This window comes from Streptomyces viridosporus, assembly GCF_002078235.1.
GTDB lineage: Bacteria > Actinomycetota > Actinomycetes > Streptomycetales > Streptomycetaceae > Streptomyces > Streptomyces viridosporus.
This window is the reverse complement of sequence record NZ_MSGP01000423.1, coordinates 1-19968: the sequence shown is the minus strand read 5'-3', so window position 1 is coordinate 19968 and position 19968 is coordinate 1. Positions and strand designations below refer to the sequence as shown.

Here is a 19968-nt window from a genome sequence, read left to right as displayed (position 1 = left end):
CCCGCCTCGGCGAGCGCCCGGCGCAGCAGGAACTCGATCTGAGCGTTGGCCGAGCGCAGTTCGTCGCCCGCCCAGCGGGCCAGCGCCTCGTACACCAGGGGGTCCAGCCGCAGCAGCACCTGCTTGCGCTGCTGCGGCCCGCGCCGGGGGGCCGCCCCCTCGGCGGGGTTCGAGGGGCCGGTCACTGGTAGAGGGTCCCGGTGTTGAGGACCGGCTGCGCGGAGCGGTCCCCGCACAGCACCACCATCAGGTTGGACACCATCGCCGCCTTGCGCTCGGGGTCCAGCTCCACGATGTCCTGCTCGGCGATCCGGGCCAGTGCCGACTCGACCATGCCGACGGCGCCCTCCACTATCTTCTGCCGCGCCGCCACGACCGCGCCCGCCTGCTGCCGCTGGAGCATCGCCGAGGCGATCTCGGGGGCGTAGGCGAGGTGCGTGAAGCGGGACTCGATGATCTGCACGCCGGCCGCCTCCACCCGCGCGTGCAGTTCGACGGCGAGCTTCTCGGTGATCTCCTCGGCGTTGCCGCGCAGCGAGAGGCCGTCCTCGTCGTGGGCGTCGTAGGGGTACTCGATGGCGATGTGCCGGACGGCCGCCTCGGTCTGGGTGGAGACGAACTCGACGTAGTCGTCCACCTCGAAGGTGGCCTGGGCGGTGTCCTCCACCCGCCACACCACGACCGCGGCGAGCTCGATCGGGTTGCCGTAGGCGTCGTTGACCTTGAGGACGGCGGTCTCGTGGTTGCGCACGCGGGTGGAGATCTTGGTGCGTGACGTGAAGGGGTTCACCCAGCGCAGGCCGTCCTGGCGGATCGTGCCCCGGTACCGGCCGAAGAGCTGGACCACCCGTGCCTCGCCCGGCGCCACCATGTTCAGTCCGCTCATCGCGAGGGAGGCGGCGAGCGCGACGAGGATGCCGCCGATGATCAGCGCGGCCTTGGCGCCGGTCGCCGTGACCGCCGTGGCGACGGCGATCAGCCCCGCGCCGATCAGCAGTCCGACCAGGCCGAGCAGCAGCGCCAGCCCGCCTCCGATGCTGTGCGCGGCGAACTCCCGCACGCGCGGAGCCGGCATCTCGGGCACGTCGGCCGTGACCGGTGCGTCGTGTGTGGACATGGGTGGTCCCCCGTTCCCTCGGGCGTCCCGTGCGCGGTGTGCACGGCTAGCGTCTGCTTATCTAAGTGATATCACTTTAACGCATCACGGCAACCCTGTGCCCCTCTCGTACGTCGGTTCCATGGGAACGGGTGCTGATTGTCACGTCCGTAAAGGTCGGATCAGCCGCTCTTTGTCACAGCTCCCGGTGTTAGCTTTCTGAGCTGACCTGAGCGGCGAACCTGTGTGGCAGTGGCGCACACATGAGCGAAGCGGAGCGGAACGGACGCATGGGACGAGCGGAAGAAAGACGCGCACGGCAGCGCGGTGGGCGCCGGGCGGCTCCCGGGGGCCGCCGTTCGTCCCAGGCGGCCGGACGCGGGGGCATACGTCGCCTCTTCACCTGGAAGAAGATCGTCGGCACGTTCTTCGCGCTCTGCCTGCTCGGCATGGGCGCCTTCATCGTGCTGTACATGCTGATCGACATCCCCGAGGGGAACGCCGACGCCGAACTGCAGAGCAACGTCTACAAGTACAGCGACGGCTCGATCATGGCCCGCACCGGCGAGGTCAACCGTGAGGTCGTCGACCTGGCGCAGATCCCCAAGCCGGTCCAGCGGGCCTTCGTCGCCGCCGAGAACAAGACCTTCTACAGCGACGCCGGCGTCGACCTGAAGGGCACCGCGCGCGGACTGCTCAACACGGTCTCCGGCAAGGGCGCGCAGGGCGGTTCGACGATCACCCAGCAGTACGTCAAGAACTACTACCTGACGCAGGAACAGACCGTCTCGCGCAAGCTGAAGGAACTGGTCATCTCGCTGAAGCTGGACCGGGAGAAGTCCAAGGACTACATCCTCGCCGGCTACATCAACACCAGTTACTACGGCCGGGGCGCCCACGGCGTCCAGGCCGCCGCCCAGGCCTACTACCGCGTCGACGCCGAGGACCTGGAGGTCGAGCAGGGCGCCTACCTCGCCGCACTGCTCCAGGCACCGAGCCAGTACGACTGGGCGGTCGCCTCCGAGACCGGCAAGAAGCTGGTCAAGAACCGCTGGAACTACGTCCTGGACAACATGGTCGAGGAGGGCTGGCTCGACCGGTCCGAGCGGTCGGGCATGAAGTTCCCGGTGCCCAAGGAGCCCAAGGGCGACCCGGGCAAGGCGGGCCAGACCGGCTACCTGGTGGACGCGGCCAACAACGCGCTGAAGAAGCAGCTGGTCGCCGACGGCACCGCCGAGGACGCCAAGCAGGCCGACGCGCTCGTCGACGCCGGCGGCTGGACCATCACGCTCAACATCGACAAGAAGAAGCAGGCGGCGCTGGAGAAGGCCGTCAAGGACCAGCTCACCGGCAAGCTGGACCCGAAGGAGCGCGAGGTCGACGCGGACGTCCAGGCCGGCGCCGTGTCCGTGGACCCGAAGACGGGCGCGGTCGTGGCGATGTACGGCGGCGTGGACTACCTGAAGCACTACTTCAACAACGCCACCCGCGACGACTACCAGCCCGCCTCCACCTTCAAGCCGGTGATCCTGGCCGCCGCCGTGGAGGAGGGGGCCGAGACGCAGGACGGCGTGCCGATCACGGCCGGCACCGTCTACGACGGCACCAGCGAGCGCCCGGTCGTGGACGGCGGCCGGAAGGTCGGCTTCGCCCCCGAGAACGAGGACGACGGGAACTACGGCGACATCACCGTCCAGACGGCGATGAACAAGTCGGTCAACTCCGTCTTCGCGCAGATGGGCGTCGACGTCGGCATGGAGCGGGTGATGGAGACCGCGGGCAAGCTCGGCATGGACGTCGAGGGCCTCCCGGCGGTGCCCGCGCAGACCCTGGGCTCCATGGGCGCCAGCCCGCTGGAGATGGCCGGGGTCTACGCCACGCTCGACAACCACGGCAGGAAGACCACTCCGGCGATCGTCAAGTCCGCGGAGCACCGCAGCCGCACCGTCACCCTGCCCGACGCGGTCGGTGAGCAGGCCATCAGCCGCGAGGCCGCCGACACGGTCACCTCGGTGCTGACCGGCGTGGTCGACGACGGTACGGCGCGCCGGGCCGTCCGCGACAACCCGCTGCGCGACGGCCAGCAGGTCGCCGGCAAGACCGGGACCTCGGACAACAACAAGTCGGCCTGGTTCGTCGGCTTCACCCCCGACCTGGTGACCGCGGTCGGCCTGTTCGGCGAGGACGACGAACCCCCGCACAAGCAGGTGGAGATGTACGGCGCGGGCGGCGAGCCCCGGGTCAACGGCGGTGGCTTCCCGGCGCAGATCTGGGCGGCGTACACCTTCGGCGTGACGGAGGGGACCAGCACGTTCGACCTGCAGACGAAGCAGGGCGCGGCCGTGGAGCCGTCCTCGGAACCGTCGGCGTCGCAGACGCCGACCGAGGAGCCGAGCACCGAGGAGTCGGCCACCGAGGAGCCGTCGCAGAGCCCGACGACGCAGGAGCCGTCGCAGAGCCCGACGACGCAGGCACCGACCCAGAGCCCGACGACCCAGACGCCGACCCAGAGCCCGACGACGCAGCCGCCGACGGCCGGTGACCCGGAGAACCCGGGCGACCCGGACCAGGAGCGGCAAGGAGTGGGCGAGTAGGCGGAGAACGGACGGGGAAGGCGCCGAGGGGCGCCCGGTGAGATCACCGGGCGCCCCTCGGCGCCTTCGTACGGCCCGGCCCGTCCTCAGCCGTGGTTCAGCTCGAACCACACCACCTTGCCCGTGCTCAGCCGGGTCGCGCCCCACCGCCGGGCCAGCCGGTTCACCAGGTACAGCCCGCGCCCGCCCTCGTCCGTGGCGCGCGCCTGCCGCAGCCGCGGCAGCTGCGGCACGTCGTCGCCGACCTCGCAGCGCAGCACGTCGGTGCGCAGCAGCCGCAGGGTGACCGGCCGGGTGGCGTACCGCACGGCGTTGGTCACCACCTCACTGACCAGCAGCTCCACCGAGTCGGTCAGCTCCTCCAGGCCCCAGCGGGACAGCGCCCGCCGGGCGAGGCGGCGGGCCCGGCCGGGGGCGGCGTCCTCCGGCTCCAGGAACCAGTACGCCACGTCGCTCGGTGCGATCCCGTCGAAGCGGGCGGCGAGCAGCGCGATGTCGTCGTCCCGGTCGCCCGGGCCGAGCATGTCCAGCACCTCGTCGCACAGCGCCTCCAGCGGCGGCGGATGGTCCGGGCCGGTCAGCTGCGCGGTCGCGGCGAGCTTCTCGCGCAGCTGCTCGATACCGGTCCACACGTCCCGCAGCCGGGACTCCACCAGCCCGTCGGTGTACAGCAGCAGGGTCGCCCCGGCGGGCGCCTCCAGCTCCACGGCCTCGAAGTCCACCCCGCCGACGCCGATCGGGGCGCCCGCGGGCACCCGCAGCACCTCCGCCCGGCCGCCCAGGTGCAGCAGGACGGGCGGCGGATGGCCGGCGTTGGCGATGGTGATGCGGTGCGAGACCGGATCGTAGACCGCGTACAGGCAGGTCGCCATGCGGTCCACACCGAGCCGCTGGGCCTGCTCGTCGAGGTGGTGCAGCACCTCCTGCGGGGGCAGGTCCAGCCCGGCCAGGGTCTGCGCGGTGGTGCGCAGCTGGCCCATGATCGCGGCCGACGTCATGGAGTGCCCCATGACGTCCCCGACGACCAGCGCGACCCGGCTGCCCGGCAGCGGAATGGCGTCGTACCAGTCGCCGCCGACCCGCGCGGTCTCCGCGGCCGGCAGGTAGCGGGACGCCAGCCGCACACCGGTGCAGCGGGGCAGGTGCTCCGGCAGCATGGTGCGCTGCAGCTCGTCCGCGATGTACGCCTCGCGCCCGTACAGCACCGCCTTGTCGATGCCGAGGGCGCTGTGCGTGGCGAGCTGCGCGGCGACCAGCAGGTCGTCGGCCTCGAACGGGATGCGCTCCGGACGGCGCAGGAACAGCGCGGCACCGATCACCCGGCGCCGGCCGCGCAGCGGCGCGAGGATCGCCCGCTGCCCGTCCGGCACGGCCGACGCGCCCTGCTCACCGAGGAGTTCTGGCAGCGCGGCGCGGGCGGCCGGCGCGTCCGTGAACACCGGCCGGACGCCGCGCAGCACCTCGGCGAGCGCGCTGCCGGGCCGCACCGTGCACAGCTCCTCGCCGACCGAGTCCAGCTCGTTCGGCTCCGGCGGCGCGATCGGGGCGAACCCGCCCTCGGTGTCGCGGTCGGCGGGGATCCGGTCGCTGCGCCGCAGCCGCAGCACCAGCGGGCCGGTGGGCCGCTCGTCGCCGACCGGCAGCGGTTCGCGCAGATAGACCAGGATCGCGTCGGAGAAGGTGGGCACGGTGGCCCGGCACAGCCCCATCACGATCTCGTCCAGGTCGATGCCGCGGGCGATCCGCCGGGTCGCCGCGCCGACGAACCGCAGCCGGTCCCCGTCCCGCCGCATCGGCGTGGGCCGTCCGGGCGGCGTGACCTGCCCGGTGCGGCGCTCCCGGCCGTCCGGGCCCGGCACCGGGCGGCCCTCCTGACCCGCGGCCGGCTGGACCGGGATGCCCTCGGACGGGGGCCGCGGCCGGTGCGCGTCCGGCCCGGCACCGTGCTCGGCGCCCGGCTGGGAGTGCTCGGAGGCGGGCCCGGGGGCCGTGTCCTGCCCGCTGCCGCCGGGGTCGGCCGTCTCCGGCGCGGTCCCCGACGGCGCCGGAGAGGCGGCCTGGGGCGCGCCGGACTCGCCGCCGGAGCGGGCCTGTGCCGCTAAGGCGGCTCCCGTGCCCGGCGCACGGGCCGGTTCCTGGGCACGCAGGAGCGCCCCGCGGGGATCCCCGGGGTCCGCGCCCGGCTGCGGGCGGTCGAAGGAGGTCGGCTGCTCCGTCACGCGCGTGAAGTCCATCCGTCCGGGGCTGCGCGCCGTGCGCGCGGTTCGTCCCGCCGAAACTCCGATACCCGGAATACGTGCCTCGGGAACGGGGTCCCCGCGTGGTCGGAGGTTGTGCCTGTGCCGCCGGACGACCGTCCCCGGCCCGTACCGGTGTTGCCGTACCCCTCGCTCACGTCTTGCCGCCCCTCGGTGACGATCGGTCAAGCTCAGCGTGTATTCCGTCGGTTGGTGCCCTGTTCCTTGCGGAGGACGATCCTACGTTTCTTGCCCGGGGGCGTATCAAGGGTCTCATGGGGACACGTGCACGGACGTGCGGTCCCAGTCCTGTGGCAGTGACGGTACCGCCCAGGACGGATCCGGGCGCCAGTTCTGCCAGCCCTCCGAGAAGGGCGGCGCCCAGGCCTCGATCGCCGCCACCGCGGCCCGGCCGGCCTCCCGTATCCTCCCGGCCAGTTCCTCGTCCACCAGACCGTCGTGCTGCGCCTGCGCGAACTCGTCCTCGTCCCGCCAGTGCCAGCTGCGGTCCGGGTGCACCGAGATGTCCAGGAAGTGGTCCTCGGAGTCCACCCCGCCCGCCCAACGGACCAGCGGTTCCTCCAGGTTCACGTACCAGTTCTTGAACTGCCAGCCCGGGTCCCAGAACAGCCACACCGACCAGGGCTCACCGGGCCGGGCCAGCTTCAGCACACCGGTGCCGAACCAGCGGTCGCGCTGCACGGCGCGCGGCTTGGTGTACCGGGTGGCCAGCGGCTCCCGGTGCACGGGGGTGCCGTCGGCGAGGACCGGCTTCACGCACTCGGTGCCGGGCGCCATCCACACGGCGAGCAGCTCCGGGTCGTCGCGAACGACCGTGACGGGGCGCGCGATGTGGAAGTGCGCGCCGCCGTTCTCCCGGTACCGCCACAGGATCTGTGTCCCGGGCGCCCAGAAACCCGCCGTACCGCCCGCTTCCCCGTGTCCGGCGCCTCTCACCGCTCCGCCCTCTGTCATGCGCAGATATTAGGTGTCCCGGACACACGACGCCGCGGTACCCGCCGTGGTTCACCCCGGGGCGCGATTGTTTTACGGGCGTGTCATCCGCAGGACGTCCAGCGCCTCGTCGAGCTGCTCCACGGTGAGGTCGCCGCGCTCGACGTAGCCGCTCTCCAGCACCACCTGCCGGATGGTCTTCCGCTCGGCCAGCGCCTTCTTGGCGACCTTGGCGGCCTCCTCGTAGCCGATGTACCTGTTGAGCGGGGTGACGACGGAGGGCGAGGACTCGGCGTACTCCCGGGCGCGGTCGCGGTGCGCGACGATCCCGTCGACCGTGCGGTCGGCGAGCAGCCGGGAGGCGTTCGCGAGCAGCCGGACCGACTCCAGCACGTTCCTGGCGATGACCGGCAGCATGACGTTGAGCTCGAAGTTGCCCGAGGCGCCGGCGGTGGCCACGGTCGCGTCGTTGCCGACGACCTGCGCGCAGACCATGAGCACGGCCTCCGGGACGACCGGGTTGACCTTGCCGGGCATGATCGAGGAGCCGGGCTGGAGGTCGGGGAGGCTGATCTCGGCCAGTCCGGTGCGGGGCCCGGACGCCATCCACCGCAGATCGTTGGTGATCTTCGTCAGGCCGACGGCGATGGTCCGCAGCTGGCCGCTGGTCTCCACGATCCCGTCCCGGGCGCCCTGCGCCTCGAAGTGGTCGCGCGCCTCGGTCAGCGGCAGCCCGGTGGCCCGGGCGACCTCCTCGATGACGGCGGCGGAGAAGCCCGGCGGGGTGTTGATGCCGGTGCCGACGGCGGTCCCGCCGAGGGGCAGTTCGGCGAGGCGGGGCAGGGAGGCGTGCAGCCGCTCGACCCCGTACCGCACCTGGGCCGCGTATCCGCCGAACTCCTGGCCGAGGGTCACGGGCGTGGCGTCCATCAGGTGGGTGCGCCCGGACTTCACCACGTCGGCGAACTCCTCGGCCTTGCGCTCCAGGGAGGCCGCCAGGTGCTCCAGGGCCGGGACCAGGTCGCGGGTGACGGCGGCGGTGGCGGCGATGTGGATCGAGGACGGGAAGACGTCGTTGGACGACTGCGAGGCGTTGACGTGGTCGTTGGGGTGCACGTCCCGGCCGAGCCGCTCGCCGGCGAGGGTGGCGAGGACCTCGTTGGTGTTCATGTTGGACGAGGTCCCGGAGCCGGTCTGGAACACGTCGATCGGGAAGTGCTCGTCCCACCGGCCCTCGGCGACCTCGGCGGCCGCCTCCTGGATCGCCTCGGCGATCTCCTGGTCCAGCACCCCCAGCCGGGCGTTCACCTTCGCCGCGGCGCCCTTGATGCGGGCGAGGGCCTCGATGTGGGCGCGTTCGAGGCGCTGCCCGGAGATCGGGAAGTTCTCCACGGCGCGCTGGGTCTGGGCGCGCCACTTGGCGTCGGCCGGGACTTTCACCTCTCCCATGGAATCGTGCTCGATGCGGTGGTTCCGGGCGTCGTCCGTGGTCGTCATCGTCGTACCTCCGAAGGTTCACAGCAGCGGTCCGGGCCGGGTGTATTCCGGACGGCCCCCTTGCCAGCATCCCGCGCGGGTACCCGGAACGGACTCCGCCCCGCCGCGAGGGGGCGGCGGGGCGGAGCACCGGGTGGGGACGGGCGCCGGTCAGGTGCCCCGGAGGGACGCGTCGTCGGCCAGGAGGCCCGTCTGCACGGCTTGCTGCCAGAGGGTGTGGGCGATGCCGTCGGCGGCGCGGTCCAGGCCGGTGGTGTTGATGTTGGAGAGGGTGTCGCAGGCGCGGTGGTAGCAGGGGTCGTAGGACGCGCCGGCGGTGCCGCCCCACTTGGCGGCCTGCGCGGACGTCTTGCGGGCACCGGCGCCCATCGCGTAGCCGGAGGTCGGGATGCCGGCCTGTTGGAAGGGGTAGTCGTCGCTGCGCCCGGCGCCCTCGGTGTTCTCCTCGGGCCGCAGGCCCAGCGAGTCCCAGTACGCCTTCAGCGGCGCGGCGGCCGACGTGGTGATGCGGTTGATGAAGTAGCCGCCGTTGGTGGAGGCGACCATGTCGAAGTTGTAGTACGCCCGGATCCCGGCACGTTGGGTCGAGGACAGCGAACGGACGTAGAACTCCGACCCGTTGAGGCCCTGCTCCTCGTCGGTCCACCAGGCGAAGCGGACCCGGTTGCGCATGGTGGGGTTCTGCTGAGCCAGCGCCAGGGCGTTCTCCAGGAGCGCGGCCGAGCCGGAGCCGTTGTCGTTCATGCCGGGGCCCGCCGAGACGCCGTCGAGGTGGGCGCCGAACATGTAGACGTTGTTCGCGTCGCCCTTCGGCCACTCGGCGATCAGGTTGGGGCCGGCCCCGCTGGTGCAGCCGGAGGTGCAGGGCTGTTCGGTGACGGTGTAGCCGGCCGCCTGCAGCTTGCCCTTCACATAGGCGACGGAGTCGCGGTAGCCCTGGGTGGTGGAGCGGCGGTTGCCGCCGTTGCGGCCGGCGATGGCGCTCAGTTCGCTCAGGTGTGCTCGCACCTTGGCCACGTCGACGTCGGGCGCGGCGCTCACGTTCGCGGTGGTGGTGGAGGCGGTCGCCGGGCCCGCGGCGGCGGCGGGGAGTGCCGCGGCGCCCAGTACGACGGCGAGGGAGAGGCTCGCCCCTGCAAGTCTTCGTATCACCAGGTCTCCTCGGAGAGGTGGCGGTGGGGTGTCCGCAGGCGCTCCCGTGATGGCATGCACATGGCGGACTGGTGGGAAGAGTCGCAGCAGCGGTTGAAGGTGGCAACGGAATCGGGGCCCGTGCGGGCAGGTTGTCCGAAAAAGGCAAGCCGGGTCCGTTATCCGGACGGCCGGTGGCGGGCGCTCGCCCGAAGGGGCGACGGTCCGGGCCGGCCCGGACCTACGGCGACGGGGTGCCGGGGGAGTCGGGGGACCGGCACGGCGTGACCGCGGCCGGCGGGTGCGCCGGGTCCGGCGGCCGCCCGGCGCCGGCACCCGGACCGGGGCGGCGGCCGCGGGGCGCGCCGCCCCCGGTCCGGGTTCCTGGTCGAGACAGACGGCGCGGCCCGGACCACCCCGGGGTGGGGATGGTCCGGGCCGCGCCGTCTACGAGTGGTCCGGGCCGCGCTGCCTGTGATGGGTTCGAGCCCGGCGGTCCGGCCGGCCCGGGGGGAACCGGGCGCCCGGCGGGCTCCTCGTCCAGGGCCTGACCGCGTCGGCCCCCGCCGGGGTCAGCCCAGGCCCGGCCCCCGCACCGGAATGCTCGTGAACGTCGGCTGCGGCGCCGGGTCCTGGAAGAAGTCGTTGCCCTTGTCGTCGACGACGACGAACGCCGGGAAGTCCTCGACCTCGATCTTCCAGACCGCCTCCATGCCCAGCTCCTCGTACTCGAGGACCTCGACCTTCTTGATGCAGTCCTGGGCCAGGCGCGCCGCCGGGCCGCCGATGGAGCCGAGGTAGAAGCCGCCGTGCGCCTTGCACGCGTCGGTGACCTGCTTGCTGCGGTTGCCCTTGGCGAGCATCACCTTGGAGCCGCCCGCCGCCTGGAACTGCTCGACGTAGGAGTCCATCCGGCCGGCCGTGGTCGGGCCGAAGGAGCCGGAGGCGTAGCCCTCGGGGGTCTTGGCCGGACCGGCGTAGTACACCGGGTGGTCCTTGAGGTACTGCGGCATCTCCTCGCCCGCGTCCAGCCGCTCCTTGATCTTGGCGTGCGCGATGTCGCGGGCCACGACCAGCGGGCCGGTGAGCGAGAGCCGGGTCTTCACCGGGTACTTGGTGAGCTCGGCCAGGATGTCGTCCATCGGCTGGTTGAGGTCGATCCGCACGACCTCGCCCTCGTCGGCCAGCTGCTCGTCCGTGGTCTCCGGCAGGAAGCGCGCCGGGTCCTTCTCCAGCTGCTCCAGGAAGACGCCCTCGGCGGTGATCTTCGCGACGGCCTGGCGGTCGGCGGAGCAGGAGACGGCGAGGGCGACCGGGCAGGACGCGCCGTGGCGGGGCAGGCGGATCACGCGGACGTCGTGGCAGAAGTACTTGCCGCCGAACTGGGCGCCGATGCCGATCCGCTGCGTCAGCTCGAAGACCTTCTCCTCCAGCTCCTTGTCCCGGAAGCCGTGGCCGAGCGGGGAGCCCTCGGTCGGCATGTCGTCCAGGTAGTGCGCGGAGGCGTACTTGGCGGTCTTCAGCGCGTACTCGGCCGAGGTGCCGCCGACGACGATCGCCAGGTGGTACGGCGGGCAGGCGGCCGTACCGAGCGAACGGATCTTCTCCTCCAGGAACTTCATCATGGAGGTCTCGTTCAGGACGGCCTTGGTCTCCTGGTACAGGAAGCTCTTGTTGGCCGAGCCGCCGCCCTTGGCCATGAACAGGAACTTGTAGGCGTCGCCGTCGGTCGCGTACAGCTCGATCTGGGCGGGGAGGTTGGAGCCGGTGTTCTTCTCCTCCCACATGGTGAGCGGGGCCATCTGCGAGTAGCGCAGGTTGAGGTTCCGGTACGCGTCGTAGATGCCCCGGGACAGGGCCTCCTCGTCGCGGCCCCCGGTCAGCACGTTCTGGCCGCGCTTGCCCATGACGATCGCGGTGCCGGTGTCCTGGCACATGGGGAGCACGCCGGCCGCCGCGATGTTCGCGTTCTTCAGCAGGTCCAGGGCGACGAACTTGTCGTTGGCGCTGGCCTCCGGGTCGTCGATGATGCGGCGCAGCTGGGCGAGGTGCGCGGGGCGCAGGTAGTGCTGGATGTCCTTGATGGCCTCCTCGGCGAGCTTGCGCAGCGCCTCCGGCTCCACCTTGAGGAAGGTCCGCCCGTCGGCCTCGAAGGTGGAGACACCTTCGGAGGTCACCAGCCGGTAGGGGGTGGTGTCCTCTCCCGTGGGGAGCAGATCGGCGTACTCGAACTCAGGCATCTCGCCCATTCCTCACTCGACAGACGACGGCCCGCCTCCGTCGGCGGGCGCTCCCAGCGTAGGACCTGCCCCCGGTGACGGGCTTGTGAGGTTGTCCTCAGTTGTTCCCGACGGGGGGTAGTCGCGATCTATCGCGTTTGGGTACGCTGTGTCCGTGGACCTTCAGAAACACGCCCAGCAGCCGGACTCGGCCCCGCGCCCCGCCGACCTGCGCGCCTCGGACGCCGACCGCGACCGCATCGCCGACCTCCTGCGCGAGGCCCTCGCGGAGGGCCGGCTGACCGCGGACGAGCACGCCGAGCGCGTCGAGGGCGTGCTGGCCGCCAAGACGGTCGGGGAGCTCGAGGTGTTCATCCGGGACCTCCCGGCCGCCCATCGGCGCAGCACGGTCCACGCCTTCGCGCCCAACCGCCCCACCGCCGGCGCGGTCCCGGCGGACCCCGACGACAACGTGGTCGCGGTCTTCAGCTCCGCCGTCCGCAAGGGCCGCTGGCGGGCCGGCCGCCGCATCCACGCGTACGCGGTCTTCGGCAACGTCGAGATCGACCTCAGCGAGGCGCTCTTCGACCACCAGCAGGTGGTGATCAAGGCGTTCTCGGTCTTCGGCAACGTCGAGGTCCGCGTCCCGGAGAACGTGTCGCTGCGCGGCACGGGCGGCGGCGTCCTCGGCAACTTCGAGGTGCACACGCTGGACGCGGCCGACCCCGAGGCCCCCGTGGTCTACGTGGACGGTTGGGCGGTGCTGGGCAACGTCGAGGCGCGGCCCAAGCGCGGCAAGCTCGTGGCGGACATCCTCGACAAGGTGCAGCGCTCGGTCGACCGGGGTCTGCGCAAGCACCTGGACCGTTGACGCCGGTGAACCGGCCGGGGGCGGAGGCGCTCCGTCCGTGAGCGGCGGGGCGGACCGACGGTGAAATCCGGTGCCGGGCGCGGCGGTTCGGAACTCAGTGCATAGGCACGCGCACAACGGGTAAGCCTTGCTGCATCGTCTCTCGCTCGCGAAGCCGTCGTCAGGAGTAGACCGTGCTGCAACCGCCGCATTCGTCCCTGCAGGTAGCCGCCGTTCCGGCCCAGCGAGGGACGCCGCGAGACAGGGACCAGGAGGCCCCCTGGCACACCGAGGCGGTGTGCCGGCGCGACGAGGCCGGGCTGTTCTTCGCCCCCTCGAAGGAACCCACCGCCGCCCGGCTCTCCCGCGAGGAGGCCGCCAAGCGGGTCTGCGCACGCTGTCCGGTGATGGTGGAGTGCCGCGAGCACGCCCTGCTCCAGCCCGAGCCCTACGGCGTCTGGGGCGGCCTGACCGCCGCCGAGCGCCGCGTGGTGCTGGCCCGGCGCCGGCGGCGCGAGATGGAACTGAAGAAGACGGCGCGCACGACGGGACGCATAGCCGCGGCCGGTTAGCCGTAGGTACGCGAGAAGGGCGCCCTCTCCGCACAGAGGGCGCCCTTTTTCTTGCCGACTCGTGCCGGTCCCGTACCGCTTTCGTTCGGTCCCGTGCCGGTTTCGGTCGACCTCACGCCGGGGAGTGCCCTGCCCCGGGGCGCGGGGCCGTCACTTGGCGCGGTCGAAATCGATCGCGCTGTACGCCCGCAGCTTGCTCAGCCGGTGCTCGGAGTCGATCCGGCGGACCGTGCCCGACTTGGAGCGCATCACGATCGAGTCGGTCGTGGCGGTCTCGGAGCGGTAGCGCACCCCGCGCAGCAGCTCGCCGTCGGTGATGCCGGTGGCCACGAAGAAGACGTTCTCGCCGGAGACCAGGTCGTCCGTGGTCAGCACCCGGTCCAGGTCGTGCCCGGCGTCGACGGCCCGCTGCCGCTCCTCGTCGTCCTTGGGCCACAGCTTGCCCTGGATGGTGCCGCCCAGGCACTTCACGGCGCAGGCCGAGATGATGCCCTCGGGAGTGCCGCCGACGCCGAGCAGCAGGTCGATGCCGGTGCCCGCGCGCAGGGCGAGGATCGAGCCGGCCACGTCGCCGTCGGTGATCAGCTTGATGCGCGCGCCGGTCTCCCGGATCTCCTTGATGATGCCCTCGTGCCGCGGCCGGTCCAGGATCACCACGGTGACGTCCTCGGGGGTGACCCGCTTGGCCTTGGCGACCCGGCGGATGTTCACGCTCACCGGCGCGTTGATGTCGACGAAGTCGGCGGCCTCGGGCCCGGTGACCAGCTTGTCCATGTAGAACACGGCGGAGGGGTCGAACATCGAGCCCCGCTCGGCGGCGGCCAGCACCGCGATCGCGTTCGACATGCCCTTGGCGGTCAGCGTGGTGCCGTCGATCGGGTCGACGGCGATGTCGCACTCCGGGCCGGTCCCGTCGCCCACGCGCTCTCCGTTGAAGAGCATCGGGGCCTCGTCCTTCTCGCCCTCGCCGATGACGACGACGCCGTTCATCGAGACGGTGGAGACGAGGGTCCGCATGGCGCGCACCGCGGCACCGTCGGCGCCGTTCTTGTCCCCGCGTCCGACCCAGCGGCCGGCGGCCATGGCCGCGGCTTCGGTGACCCGTACGAGCTCCAGGGCGAGGTTGCGGTCGGGGGCCTCGGAGGGCACATCGAGCTCGGACGGCAGGTGATGGTGTTCGGTCATCGGAGCGCACCTTTCTGTACGACGACGGCCGGATGAGGGTGTGGGTCACGACTCTATCGCCGGACAGACAATATGAGCAGGGGCCCCCACGGATGAGCGCCCCGGGTACCTGCGACGATAGGGGACGTGGCAGGAAAGAGCAGCATGCAGAAAACGGCCCGGGACATGATCCTGTCCCTGGGGCTCATCGGACTCGTGGCGGGCTTCGTCTGGCTGTTCATCCCACATGACGACAGCGCGCCCGACCTCCAGCGGGTGGACTACCGGGTCGACCTGCTCACCGCCCGTCGCGCCGCCTCCTACCCGGTGGCCGCCCCCGAGGGCCTGTCCGAGGCGTGGAAGCCCACCTCCGTCCGCTTCCGCAGGGACGAGGGCGACGCCTGGCACCTCGGCTACCAGACTCCCGACGGGCAGTACGCGGCGGTCGAGCAGTCCACCCAGAAGCGGTCGCTCTTCATCGAGGACGCGACGCAGGGCGCGGAGAGGACCGAGGTCACCCAGCAGATCGACGGCAGGACCTGGACCCGGTACGAGGGCGGACGCTACGACGCCCTGGTGCACGAGGGCGCCGACGGCTCGACCACGGTGGTGGCGGGCACGGCGTCGTTCGGGCAGCTGACGAAGATGGCCGCGGCGCTGCGGACCGAGTGACCGCGCCCGGCACACGACGGGGCCCCGGCGGATCGACCGATCCGCCGGGGCCCCGTCGCGTGTGCGCCCTGCCCGGGCTCAGACGGTGGTGACGACCTGCTCGTAGTCCAGGCGCGGACCGCGCGGGAACCAGGCGTCCGGGCCGGGGCGGCCGATGTTGACGACCATCAGCGGGGTGTGGTCGTCGTCCAGGAACTCCTTGCGCAGGCCCTCGAAGTCGAGGCCGGTCATCGGACCGGCGGCCAGGCCGGCGGCGCGCACGCCGATGATGAAGTAGGCGGCCTGGAGGGCGGCGTTCAGTGCGGCGGAACCCTCGCGCACCGGGCGCTCGGCGAAGAAGAGGTCCTTGGCCTGCGGGAAGTGCGGGAAGAGCTGCGGCAGTTCCTCGTGGAACTCGTTGTCCGCGGAGAGGATGGCGACCAGCGGGGCGGCGGCCGTCTTGGCCTGGTTGCCCTCGGCCAGGTGGGCGACCAGGCGCTCGCGGGCCTCGGGGGAGCGGACCAGGGTGACGCGCAGCGGCGACTGGTTCATGGAGGTCGGGCCGTACTTGACCAGGTCGTAGATCGCCCGTACCTGCTCGTCGGTCACCGGCTCGTCGGTGAACGTGTTCGCGGTGCGAGCCTCGCGGAACAGCAGGTCCTGGGCGGCGGGATCAAGAACGAGAGACATGCGTGAACCTTCTCGGGGGAACGTCGGTTCCGTGCATCCGTGTAGGAGACACGGAATGTCCGCGTGCGGAGCACGGATGGGCTGACACGAGTGACCGTACGCGCGAGAAGTTCAACTTTCAACTTCATCCGGAGTCTGGTGGTCCAGTTCACAGGCGCCGCGGGGACGGGAGCGCCCCGCGGCGCCCCCGTCACCGGCTCACCCGGCCAACCGGGTCCGCCCGGTCCGCCCGGTCCGCCCGGTCTATCCGGCCCCCTCGGCGCCCTCCGTCCCGGCCTCCTCCGCCAGCGCCGCGTCCAGCCGCGCCCGCGCACCGTCCAGCCAGCGCCGGCACACCCCGGCCAGCTCCTCGCCCCGCTCCCAGAGCGCCAGGGACTCCTCCAGCGTCGTGCCGCCCGCCTCCAGCCGCCGTACGACCTCGATCAGCTCGTCCCGAGCCTGCTCGTACCCGAGCACCTCGGACGCCGCCGCCTGCTCCGTCTTGTCCGTCCTGCCGGTCATTCGCTCACCCTACGCATCGACTCGGACCGTGAACTCGCCCTCGGACACCCGCGCCCGCAACGCCTCCCCGGCCTCCACCTCGCCCGGAGCGCGCACCGCCTGCCCGTCGGCCCGCTGGAGGACGGCGTACCCGCGCTTCAGGGTCGCCGCGGGGGACAGCGCCACCACGCGCGCGTGCGTGTGCGACAGCTCGGAGTCGGCCCGGTCCAGCTGGTGCCGCAGCGAGCGCCGCCCCCGCTCGAGCAGCGCCGTGACCTCCTCGGCCCGGGCGTCGACCATCCGGTGCGGATCCTGCAGCGAGGGCCGGGCCAGCGCCTGGGCCAGCCCGCGCTCCTCCCGGTCCACCAGCGCCCGGACGCAGCGCCGCGCGCGGTCGCGCAGCATCCGCACCCGCTCGTGCTCCTCGCCCACGTCCGGGACGACCTTCTTGGCCGCGTCGGTCGGGGTGGACGCGCGCAGGTCGGCGACATGGTCGAGCAACGGGTTGTCCGGCTCGTGGCCGATCGCGGAGACCACCGGCGTACGGCAGGCGGCCACGGCCCGCACCAGCTGCTCGTCGGAGAACGGCAGCAGGTCCTCCACGCTGCCGCCGCCGCGCGCCACGATGATCACGTCCACGCCGTCGAGCGCGTCCAGCTCCTTCACCGCCTGGACGACCTGCGGCACCGCGTGCACCCCCTGCACGGCGACGTTGCGCACCTCGAAGCGCACGGCGGGCCAGCGGTGCCGGGCGTTCTCCAGCACGTCCCGCTCGGCGGCCGAGGCGCGCCCGCACACCAGCCCGATCAGCTGGGGCAGGAACGGCAGCGGCTTCTTCCGCTCCGGCGCGAACAGCCCCTCCCGCGCGAGGGACTTCTTCAGCTGCTCGAGCCGCGCGAGCAGCTCCCCGACCCCCACCGGCCTGATCTCGGCGGCCCGCAGCGAGAGCTGTCCGCGCGGGGCGTACCACTCGGGCTTGCAGTGCACCACCACCCGCGCGCCCTCGCTCACCACGTCCGCCACGGCGTCGAACACCTGCCGGTAGCAGGTCACGCCCACGGAGATGTCGTGCGACGGGTCCCGCAGCGTCAGGAAGACCACCCCGGCGCCCGGCCGCCGCGACAGCTGGGTGATCTGCCCCTCGACCCACACCGCGCCGAGCCGGTCGATCCACCCCCCGATGAGCCGGGAGACCTCACCGACCGGCAGGGGCGCTTCCGCAGACGTGTTGACAGCCATGCCGCGAGGGTAGTGCGCCCCACCGACAACGCACCGTGACCGGGCCCCGCGCACGGCCCTTACGATGGGACGCATGACCGCTTCGCCTGGCCGCCGTGTCCTGCTCGCCGCCCCCCGGGGCTACTGCGCGGGTGTCGACCGCGCCGTGATCGCCGTCGAGAAGGCCCTGGAGCAGTACGGGGCTCCCGTCTACGTCCGGCACGAGATCGTGCACAACAAGTACGTCGTGCAGACCCTGGAGAAGAAGGGAGCCGTCTTCGTCGAACGGACGGAGGAGGTCCCGCCGGGCAACATCGTGATGTTCTCCGCGCACGGCGTGGCACCCGTCGTCCACGAGGAGGCCGCGCGCGGCCGGCTCGCCACCATCGACGCCACCTGCCCGCTGGTCACCAAGGTGCACAAGGAGGCGGTCCGGTTCGCCCAGGAGGACTACGACATCCTCCTGATCGGGCACGAGGGCCACGAGGAGGTCATCGGCACCTCGGGCGAGGCCCCCGACCACATCCAGCTCGTCGACGGCCCCGAGGACGTCGCCAAGGTGGAGGTCCGCGACCCGTCCAAGGTCGTCTGGCTCTCCCAGACCACCCTCTCCGTCGACGAGACCATGGAGACCGTCGACGCCCTGAAGGAGAAGTTCCCCCAGCTGATGTCGCCGCCCAGCGACGACATCTGCTACGCCACCCAGAACCGCCAGCTCGCGGTCAAGCAGATGGGCGCCGAGGCGGACCTGGTGATCGTGGTCGGCTCGCGCAACTCCTCCAACTCCAAGCGTTTGGTGGAGGTCGCCAAGCTCGCGGGCGCCCGCGCGGCGTACCTGGTGGACTTCGCCGACGAGATCGACGAGGCCTGGCTGGAGGGCGTGACCACGGTCGGCGTCACCTCGGGCGCCTCGGTGCCGGAGGTGCTGGTCGAGCAGGTGCTCGAGTGGCTGGCGCGGCGCGGGTTCGAGGACGTGGAGATCGTCAAGGCGGCCGAGGAGTCCATCACCTTCTCGCTCCCCAAGGAGCTGCGCCGCGACCTGCGCGAGGAGGCGGCGGCCCTGGTGGCCGAGCGCGGCGGTGCCGGGGCGTCCGGCGCGGATTCCGGGAAGTGACGGGGGCGGTCACCGGATCGGTCACCGGACCGGTCACGGGGGCGGTCACACCCGATCGCCCCGTGACCGAATCCGTGAAGGCCCGGTGACCGGCTCCCTGGCGGTCCGCCGCACGTCGTAACGTGGGGCCATGGAGATCTTCGGCGTGGACATCGGCGGATCCGGCATCAAGGGTGCCCCGGTCGACCTGGAGGAGGGGGACCTGGCACAGGAGCGCTGCAAGGTCCTCACCCCGCACCCCGCCACGCCGGACGCGGTGGCGGACGGCGTCAAGGAGGTCGTCGACCACTTCGGCTGGACCGGACCGGTCGGCGTCACCTTCCCCGGAGTGGTCACCGACGGCACCACGATCCGTACGGCGGCCAACGTCGACAAGAGCTGGATCGACACCGACGCGCGCGTGCTGCTCGGCGACCGCCTGGGCGGCCTGCCGGTGACGGTGGTGAACGACGCGGACGCGGCCGGTGTCGCCGAGATGCACTTCGGCGCCGGGCGGCACCGCAGGGGCACCGTCATCCTGCTGACCTTCGGCACCGGCATCGGCAGCGCCCTGTTCGTGGACGGCGTCCTCGTCCCCAACACCGAGCTGGGCCACCTGGAGCTGAACGGCCACGACGCGGAGAAGCGCGCCTCCAGCAAGGCCAAGGAGGACCACGGCCTGTCGTGGGACGAGTGGGCGCACCGCGTGCAGAAGTACCTGGCCCACGTGGAGATGCTGTTCTCGCCGGAGCTGTTCATCATCGGCGGGGGCGTCAGCCGCAAGTCCCACAAGTTCCTGCCCCGCATCGAGGGCATCAAGGCCGAGATCGTCCCGGCGCAGCTGCAGAACAACGCGGGCATCGTGGGGGCGGCGATGCGGGCGGCCACGGGCGCGTAGCGGAGTGCGGGGGCGTACGGGCCCCCGCCACCCGGCGCCTCACACCTGCGGCCGGCCCTTCGCGGCCCTCCGGTTGACCCTGCGGATCCTGCGGCCGAGCACGATCAGCCCGGCGACGAGCGTCCCCCCGTACAGCCAGCCGACCTGCGTCGCGAGGCCCGTCACCAGCCCCATCAGCCGGTCGCCGACCCCGTCGCCGCCCTCGCCGGCCACCGGGACCAGCCCCACGGCGAAGGCGATCGGCACGATGACGGGCGCGGTGAGCAGGTCGCCCTCGCGCACCCAGACCGCGGTCAGCACGCACACCGGCAGGAAGAGCACGCCGTACACCGTCTGGGACGCCCCGAACACCGCGGCGACCAGGAGCCCGAGCACGAGCATCACCAGGCCGCAGAACAGGCCCCCGCCCAGTCCGGTGAGCCGCGGGTTGGGCAGCCGCCGGGCGGCCGGCGCGGGAGCGGGGCGCCGTACGGGCGCCGGCCGGCGCTGCGGCACACGGGCGGGCCGGTCCGGCCGGGCGGGCCGCGCGACACCGCCGCCCGCCGCCCGCCCCGCCTGCGGAGGCAGCCGGGACCCGGAAGCCCCTGATGCCCCGGGCGCCCCGGGCGCCCCGGACGCACCGTG

18 protein-coding genes are annotated in these 19968 nt (G+C 72.3%); 6 read left to right on the top strand and 12 right to left on the bottom strand.

All coding sequences use genetic code 11. The annotated features are described in order from the left end of the window. Positions 1-185 (bottom strand): type II toxin-antitoxin system antitoxin (locus B7L92_RS27605; protein WP_497591512.1); only part of this gene is annotated, 185 nt, incomplete at its 3' end. Continuing rightward, entirely contained in the window at positions 182-1117 is a 936-nt protein-coding gene (locus B7L92_RS27600) for an SPFH domain-containing protein (RefSeq protein WP_081240072.1), read from the bottom strand. The genes B7L92_RS27605 and B7L92_RS27600, both read right to left, overlap by 4 nt. Before the next feature lie 269 nt (positions 1118-1386). On the opposite strand from B7L92_RS27600, the gene B7L92_RS27595 reads away from it, so the two are divergent. Beyond that, entirely contained in the window at positions 1387-3690 is a 2304-nt protein-coding gene (locus B7L92_RS27595; RefSeq protein WP_081240071.1) for a transglycosylase domain-containing protein, read from the top strand. 86 nt (positions 3691-3776) lie between these two features. Here B7L92_RS27595 and B7L92_RS27590 read toward each other — a convergent pair whose 3' ends face one another. The 5 genes from B7L92_RS27590 to B7L92_RS27570 form a co-directional block, all read right to left on the bottom strand. After that, positions 3777-5924, bottom strand: coding sequence for a SpoIIE family protein phosphatase (locus tag B7L92_RS27590; protein WP_081240070.1), 2148 nt, complete (start codon positions 5922-5924; stop codon positions 3777-3779). A 276-nt stretch (positions 5925-6200) separates the two neighbouring features. Next, on the bottom strand, positions 6201-6902 hold the full coding sequence (fomD, locus tag B7L92_RS27585) for a cytidylyl-2-hydroxypropylphosphonate hydrolase (protein ID WP_081240069.1): 702 nt from the start codon (positions 6900-6902) through the stop codon (positions 6201-6203). A gap of 72 nt (positions 6903-6974) precedes the next feature. Further along, positions 6975-8378, bottom strand: coding sequence for a class II fumarate hydratase (locus B7L92_RS27580; RefSeq protein WP_081240068.1), 1404 nt, complete (start codon positions 8376-8378; stop codon positions 6975-6977). A 150-nt stretch (positions 8379-8528) separates the two neighbouring features. Further along, the gene (locus B7L92_RS27575) at positions 8529-9530 is read right to left on the bottom strand and encodes a M28 family metallopeptidase (RefSeq protein WP_081240067.1); all 1002 of its coding nucleotides are present in this window, start codon (positions 9528-9530) and stop codon (positions 8529-8531) included. Between the two features lie 551 nt (positions 9531-10081). Beyond that, positions 10082-11758 carry a fumarate hydratase gene (locus B7L92_RS27570; RefSeq protein ID WP_004983858.1) on the bottom strand — a complete coding sequence of 559 codons (1677 nt, stop codon included), beginning with the start codon at positions 11756-11758 and terminating at the stop codon, positions 10082-10084. Positions 11759-11903: 145 nt separating this feature from the next. On the opposite strand from B7L92_RS27570, the gene B7L92_RS27565 reads away from it, so the two are divergent. Together B7L92_RS27565 and B7L92_RS27560 are read left to right on the top strand one after the other, a co-directional pair. Further along, the gene (locus B7L92_RS27565) at positions 11904-12599 is read left to right on the top strand and encodes a DUF1707 SHOCT-like domain-containing protein (protein WP_081240073.1); all 696 of its coding nucleotides are present in this window, start codon (positions 11904-11906) and stop codon (positions 12597-12599) included. 173 nt (positions 12600-12772) lie between these two features. Continuing rightward, the gene (locus B7L92_RS27560; protein ID WP_004983853.1) at positions 12773-13150 is read left to right on the top strand and encodes a WhiB family transcriptional regulator; all 378 of its coding nucleotides are present in this window, start codon (positions 12773-12775) and stop codon (positions 13148-13150) included. Positions 13151-13300: 150 nt separating this feature from the next. Here the strand turns inward: B7L92_RS27560 and glpX are convergent, their stop codons facing one another. Then, positions 13301-14335, bottom strand: a complete 1035-nt coding sequence (gene glpX, locus B7L92_RS27555; RefSeq protein ID WP_081240066.1) for a class II fructose-bisphosphatase — start codon at positions 14333-14335, stop codon at positions 13301-13303. Positions 14336-14479: 144 nt separating this feature from the next. On the opposite strand from glpX, the gene B7L92_RS27550 reads away from it, so the two are divergent. Then, entirely contained in the window at positions 14480-14986 is a 507-nt protein-coding gene (locus B7L92_RS27550; protein ID WP_107501619.1) for a DUF4245 domain-containing protein, read from the top strand. A gap of 78 nt (positions 14987-15064) precedes the next feature. Here the strand turns inward: B7L92_RS27550 and B7L92_RS27545 are convergent, their stop codons facing one another. From B7L92_RS27545 to xseA, 3 genes are all read right to left on the bottom strand, one after another. Further along, positions 15065-15655, bottom strand: coding sequence for a malonic semialdehyde reductase (locus B7L92_RS27545; RefSeq protein ID WP_081240064.1), 591 nt, complete (start codon positions 15653-15655; stop codon positions 15065-15067). A 243-nt stretch (positions 15656-15898) separates the two neighbouring features. Continuing rightward, positions 15899-16156 carry an exodeoxyribonuclease VII small subunit gene (locus B7L92_RS27540; protein ID WP_081240063.1) on the bottom strand — a complete coding sequence of 86 codons (258 nt, stop codon included), beginning with the start codon at positions 16154-16156 and terminating at the stop codon, positions 15899-15901. 9 nt (positions 16157-16165) lie between these two features. Continuing rightward, positions 16166-17374, bottom strand: coding sequence for an exodeoxyribonuclease VII large subunit (gene xseA / locus B7L92_RS27535; RefSeq protein WP_081240062.1), 1209 nt, complete (start codon positions 17372-17374; stop codon positions 16166-16168). 64 nt (positions 17375-17438) lie between these two features. Between xseA and B7L92_RS27530 the strand changes: the two genes are divergently transcribed. Next, on the top strand, positions 17439-18467 hold the full coding sequence (locus B7L92_RS27530) for a 4-hydroxy-3-methylbut-2-enyl diphosphate reductase (protein ID WP_107501618.1): 1029 nt from the start codon (positions 17439-17441) through the stop codon (positions 18465-18467). A gap of 130 nt (positions 18468-18597) precedes the next feature. After that, positions 18598-19344: a polyphosphate--glucose phosphotransferase gene (ppgK, locus tag B7L92_RS27525; RefSeq protein ID WP_081240060.1), complete on the top strand. Its 747-nt coding sequence runs from the start codon at positions 18598-18600 to the stop codon at positions 19342-19344. A gap of 39 nt (positions 19345-19383) precedes the next feature. Here the strand turns inward: ppgK and B7L92_RS27520 are convergent, their stop codons facing one another. Further along, positions 19384-19911 carry a DUF6542 domain-containing protein gene (locus B7L92_RS27520; protein WP_081240059.1) on the bottom strand — a complete coding sequence of 176 codons (528 nt, stop codon included), beginning with the start codon at positions 19909-19911 and terminating at the stop codon, positions 19384-19386. Positions 19912-19968: the final 57 nt, after the last annotated feature.

What these genes read in the sequence shown, in the direction of transcription:
- xseA (WP_081240062.1), bottom strand. Translation starts at nt 17,374, where the DNA reads ATGGCTGTCAACACGTCTGCGGAAGCGCCCCTGCCGGTCGGTGAGGTC.
- B7L92_RS27545 (WP_081240064.1), bottom strand. Translation starts at nt 15,655, where the DNA reads ATGTCTCTCGTTCTTGATCCCGCCGCCCAGGACCTGCTGTTCCGCGAG.
- glpX (WP_081240066.1), bottom strand. Translation starts at nt 14,335, where the DNA reads ATGACCGAACACCATCACCTGCCGTCCGAGCTCGATGTGCCCTCCGAG.
- B7L92_RS27580 (WP_081240068.1), bottom strand. Translation starts at nt 8,378, where the DNA reads ATGACGACCACGGACGACGCCCGGAACCACCGCATCGAGCACGATTCC.
- fomD (WP_081240069.1), bottom strand. Translation starts at nt 6,902, where the DNA reads ATGACAGAGGGCGGAGCGGTGAGAGGCGCCGGACACGGGGAAGCGGGC.
- B7L92_RS27570 (WP_004983858.1), bottom strand. Translation starts at nt 11,758, where the DNA reads ATGGGCGAGATGCCTGAGTTCGAGTACGCCGATCTGCTCCCCACGGGA.
- ppgK (WP_081240060.1), top strand. Translation starts at nt 18,598, where the DNA reads ATGGAGATCTTCGGCGTGGACATCGGCGGATCCGGCATCAAGGGTGCC.
- B7L92_RS27540 (WP_081240063.1), bottom strand. Translation starts at nt 16,156, where the DNA reads ATGACCGGCAGGACGGACAAGACGGAGCAGGCGGCGGCGTCCGAGGTG.
- B7L92_RS27600 (WP_081240072.1), bottom strand. Translation starts at nt 1,117, where the DNA reads ATGTCCACACACGACGCACCGGTCACGGCCGACGTGCCCGAGATGCCG.
- B7L92_RS27590 (WP_081240070.1), bottom strand. Translation starts at nt 5,924, where the DNA reads ATGGACTTCACGCGCGTGACGGAGCAGCCGACCTCCTTCGACCGCCCG.
- B7L92_RS27550 (WP_107501619.1), top strand. Translation starts at nt 14,480, where the DNA reads ATGCAGAAAACGGCCCGGGACATGATCCTGTCCCTGGGGCTCATCGGA.
- B7L92_RS27530 (WP_107501618.1), top strand. Translation starts at nt 17,439, where the DNA reads ATGGGACGCATGACCGCTTCGCCTGGCCGCCGTGTCCTGCTCGCCGCC.
- B7L92_RS27595 (WP_081240071.1), top strand. Translation starts at nt 1,387, where the DNA reads ATGGGACGAGCGGAAGAAAGACGCGCACGGCAGCGCGGTGGGCGCCGG.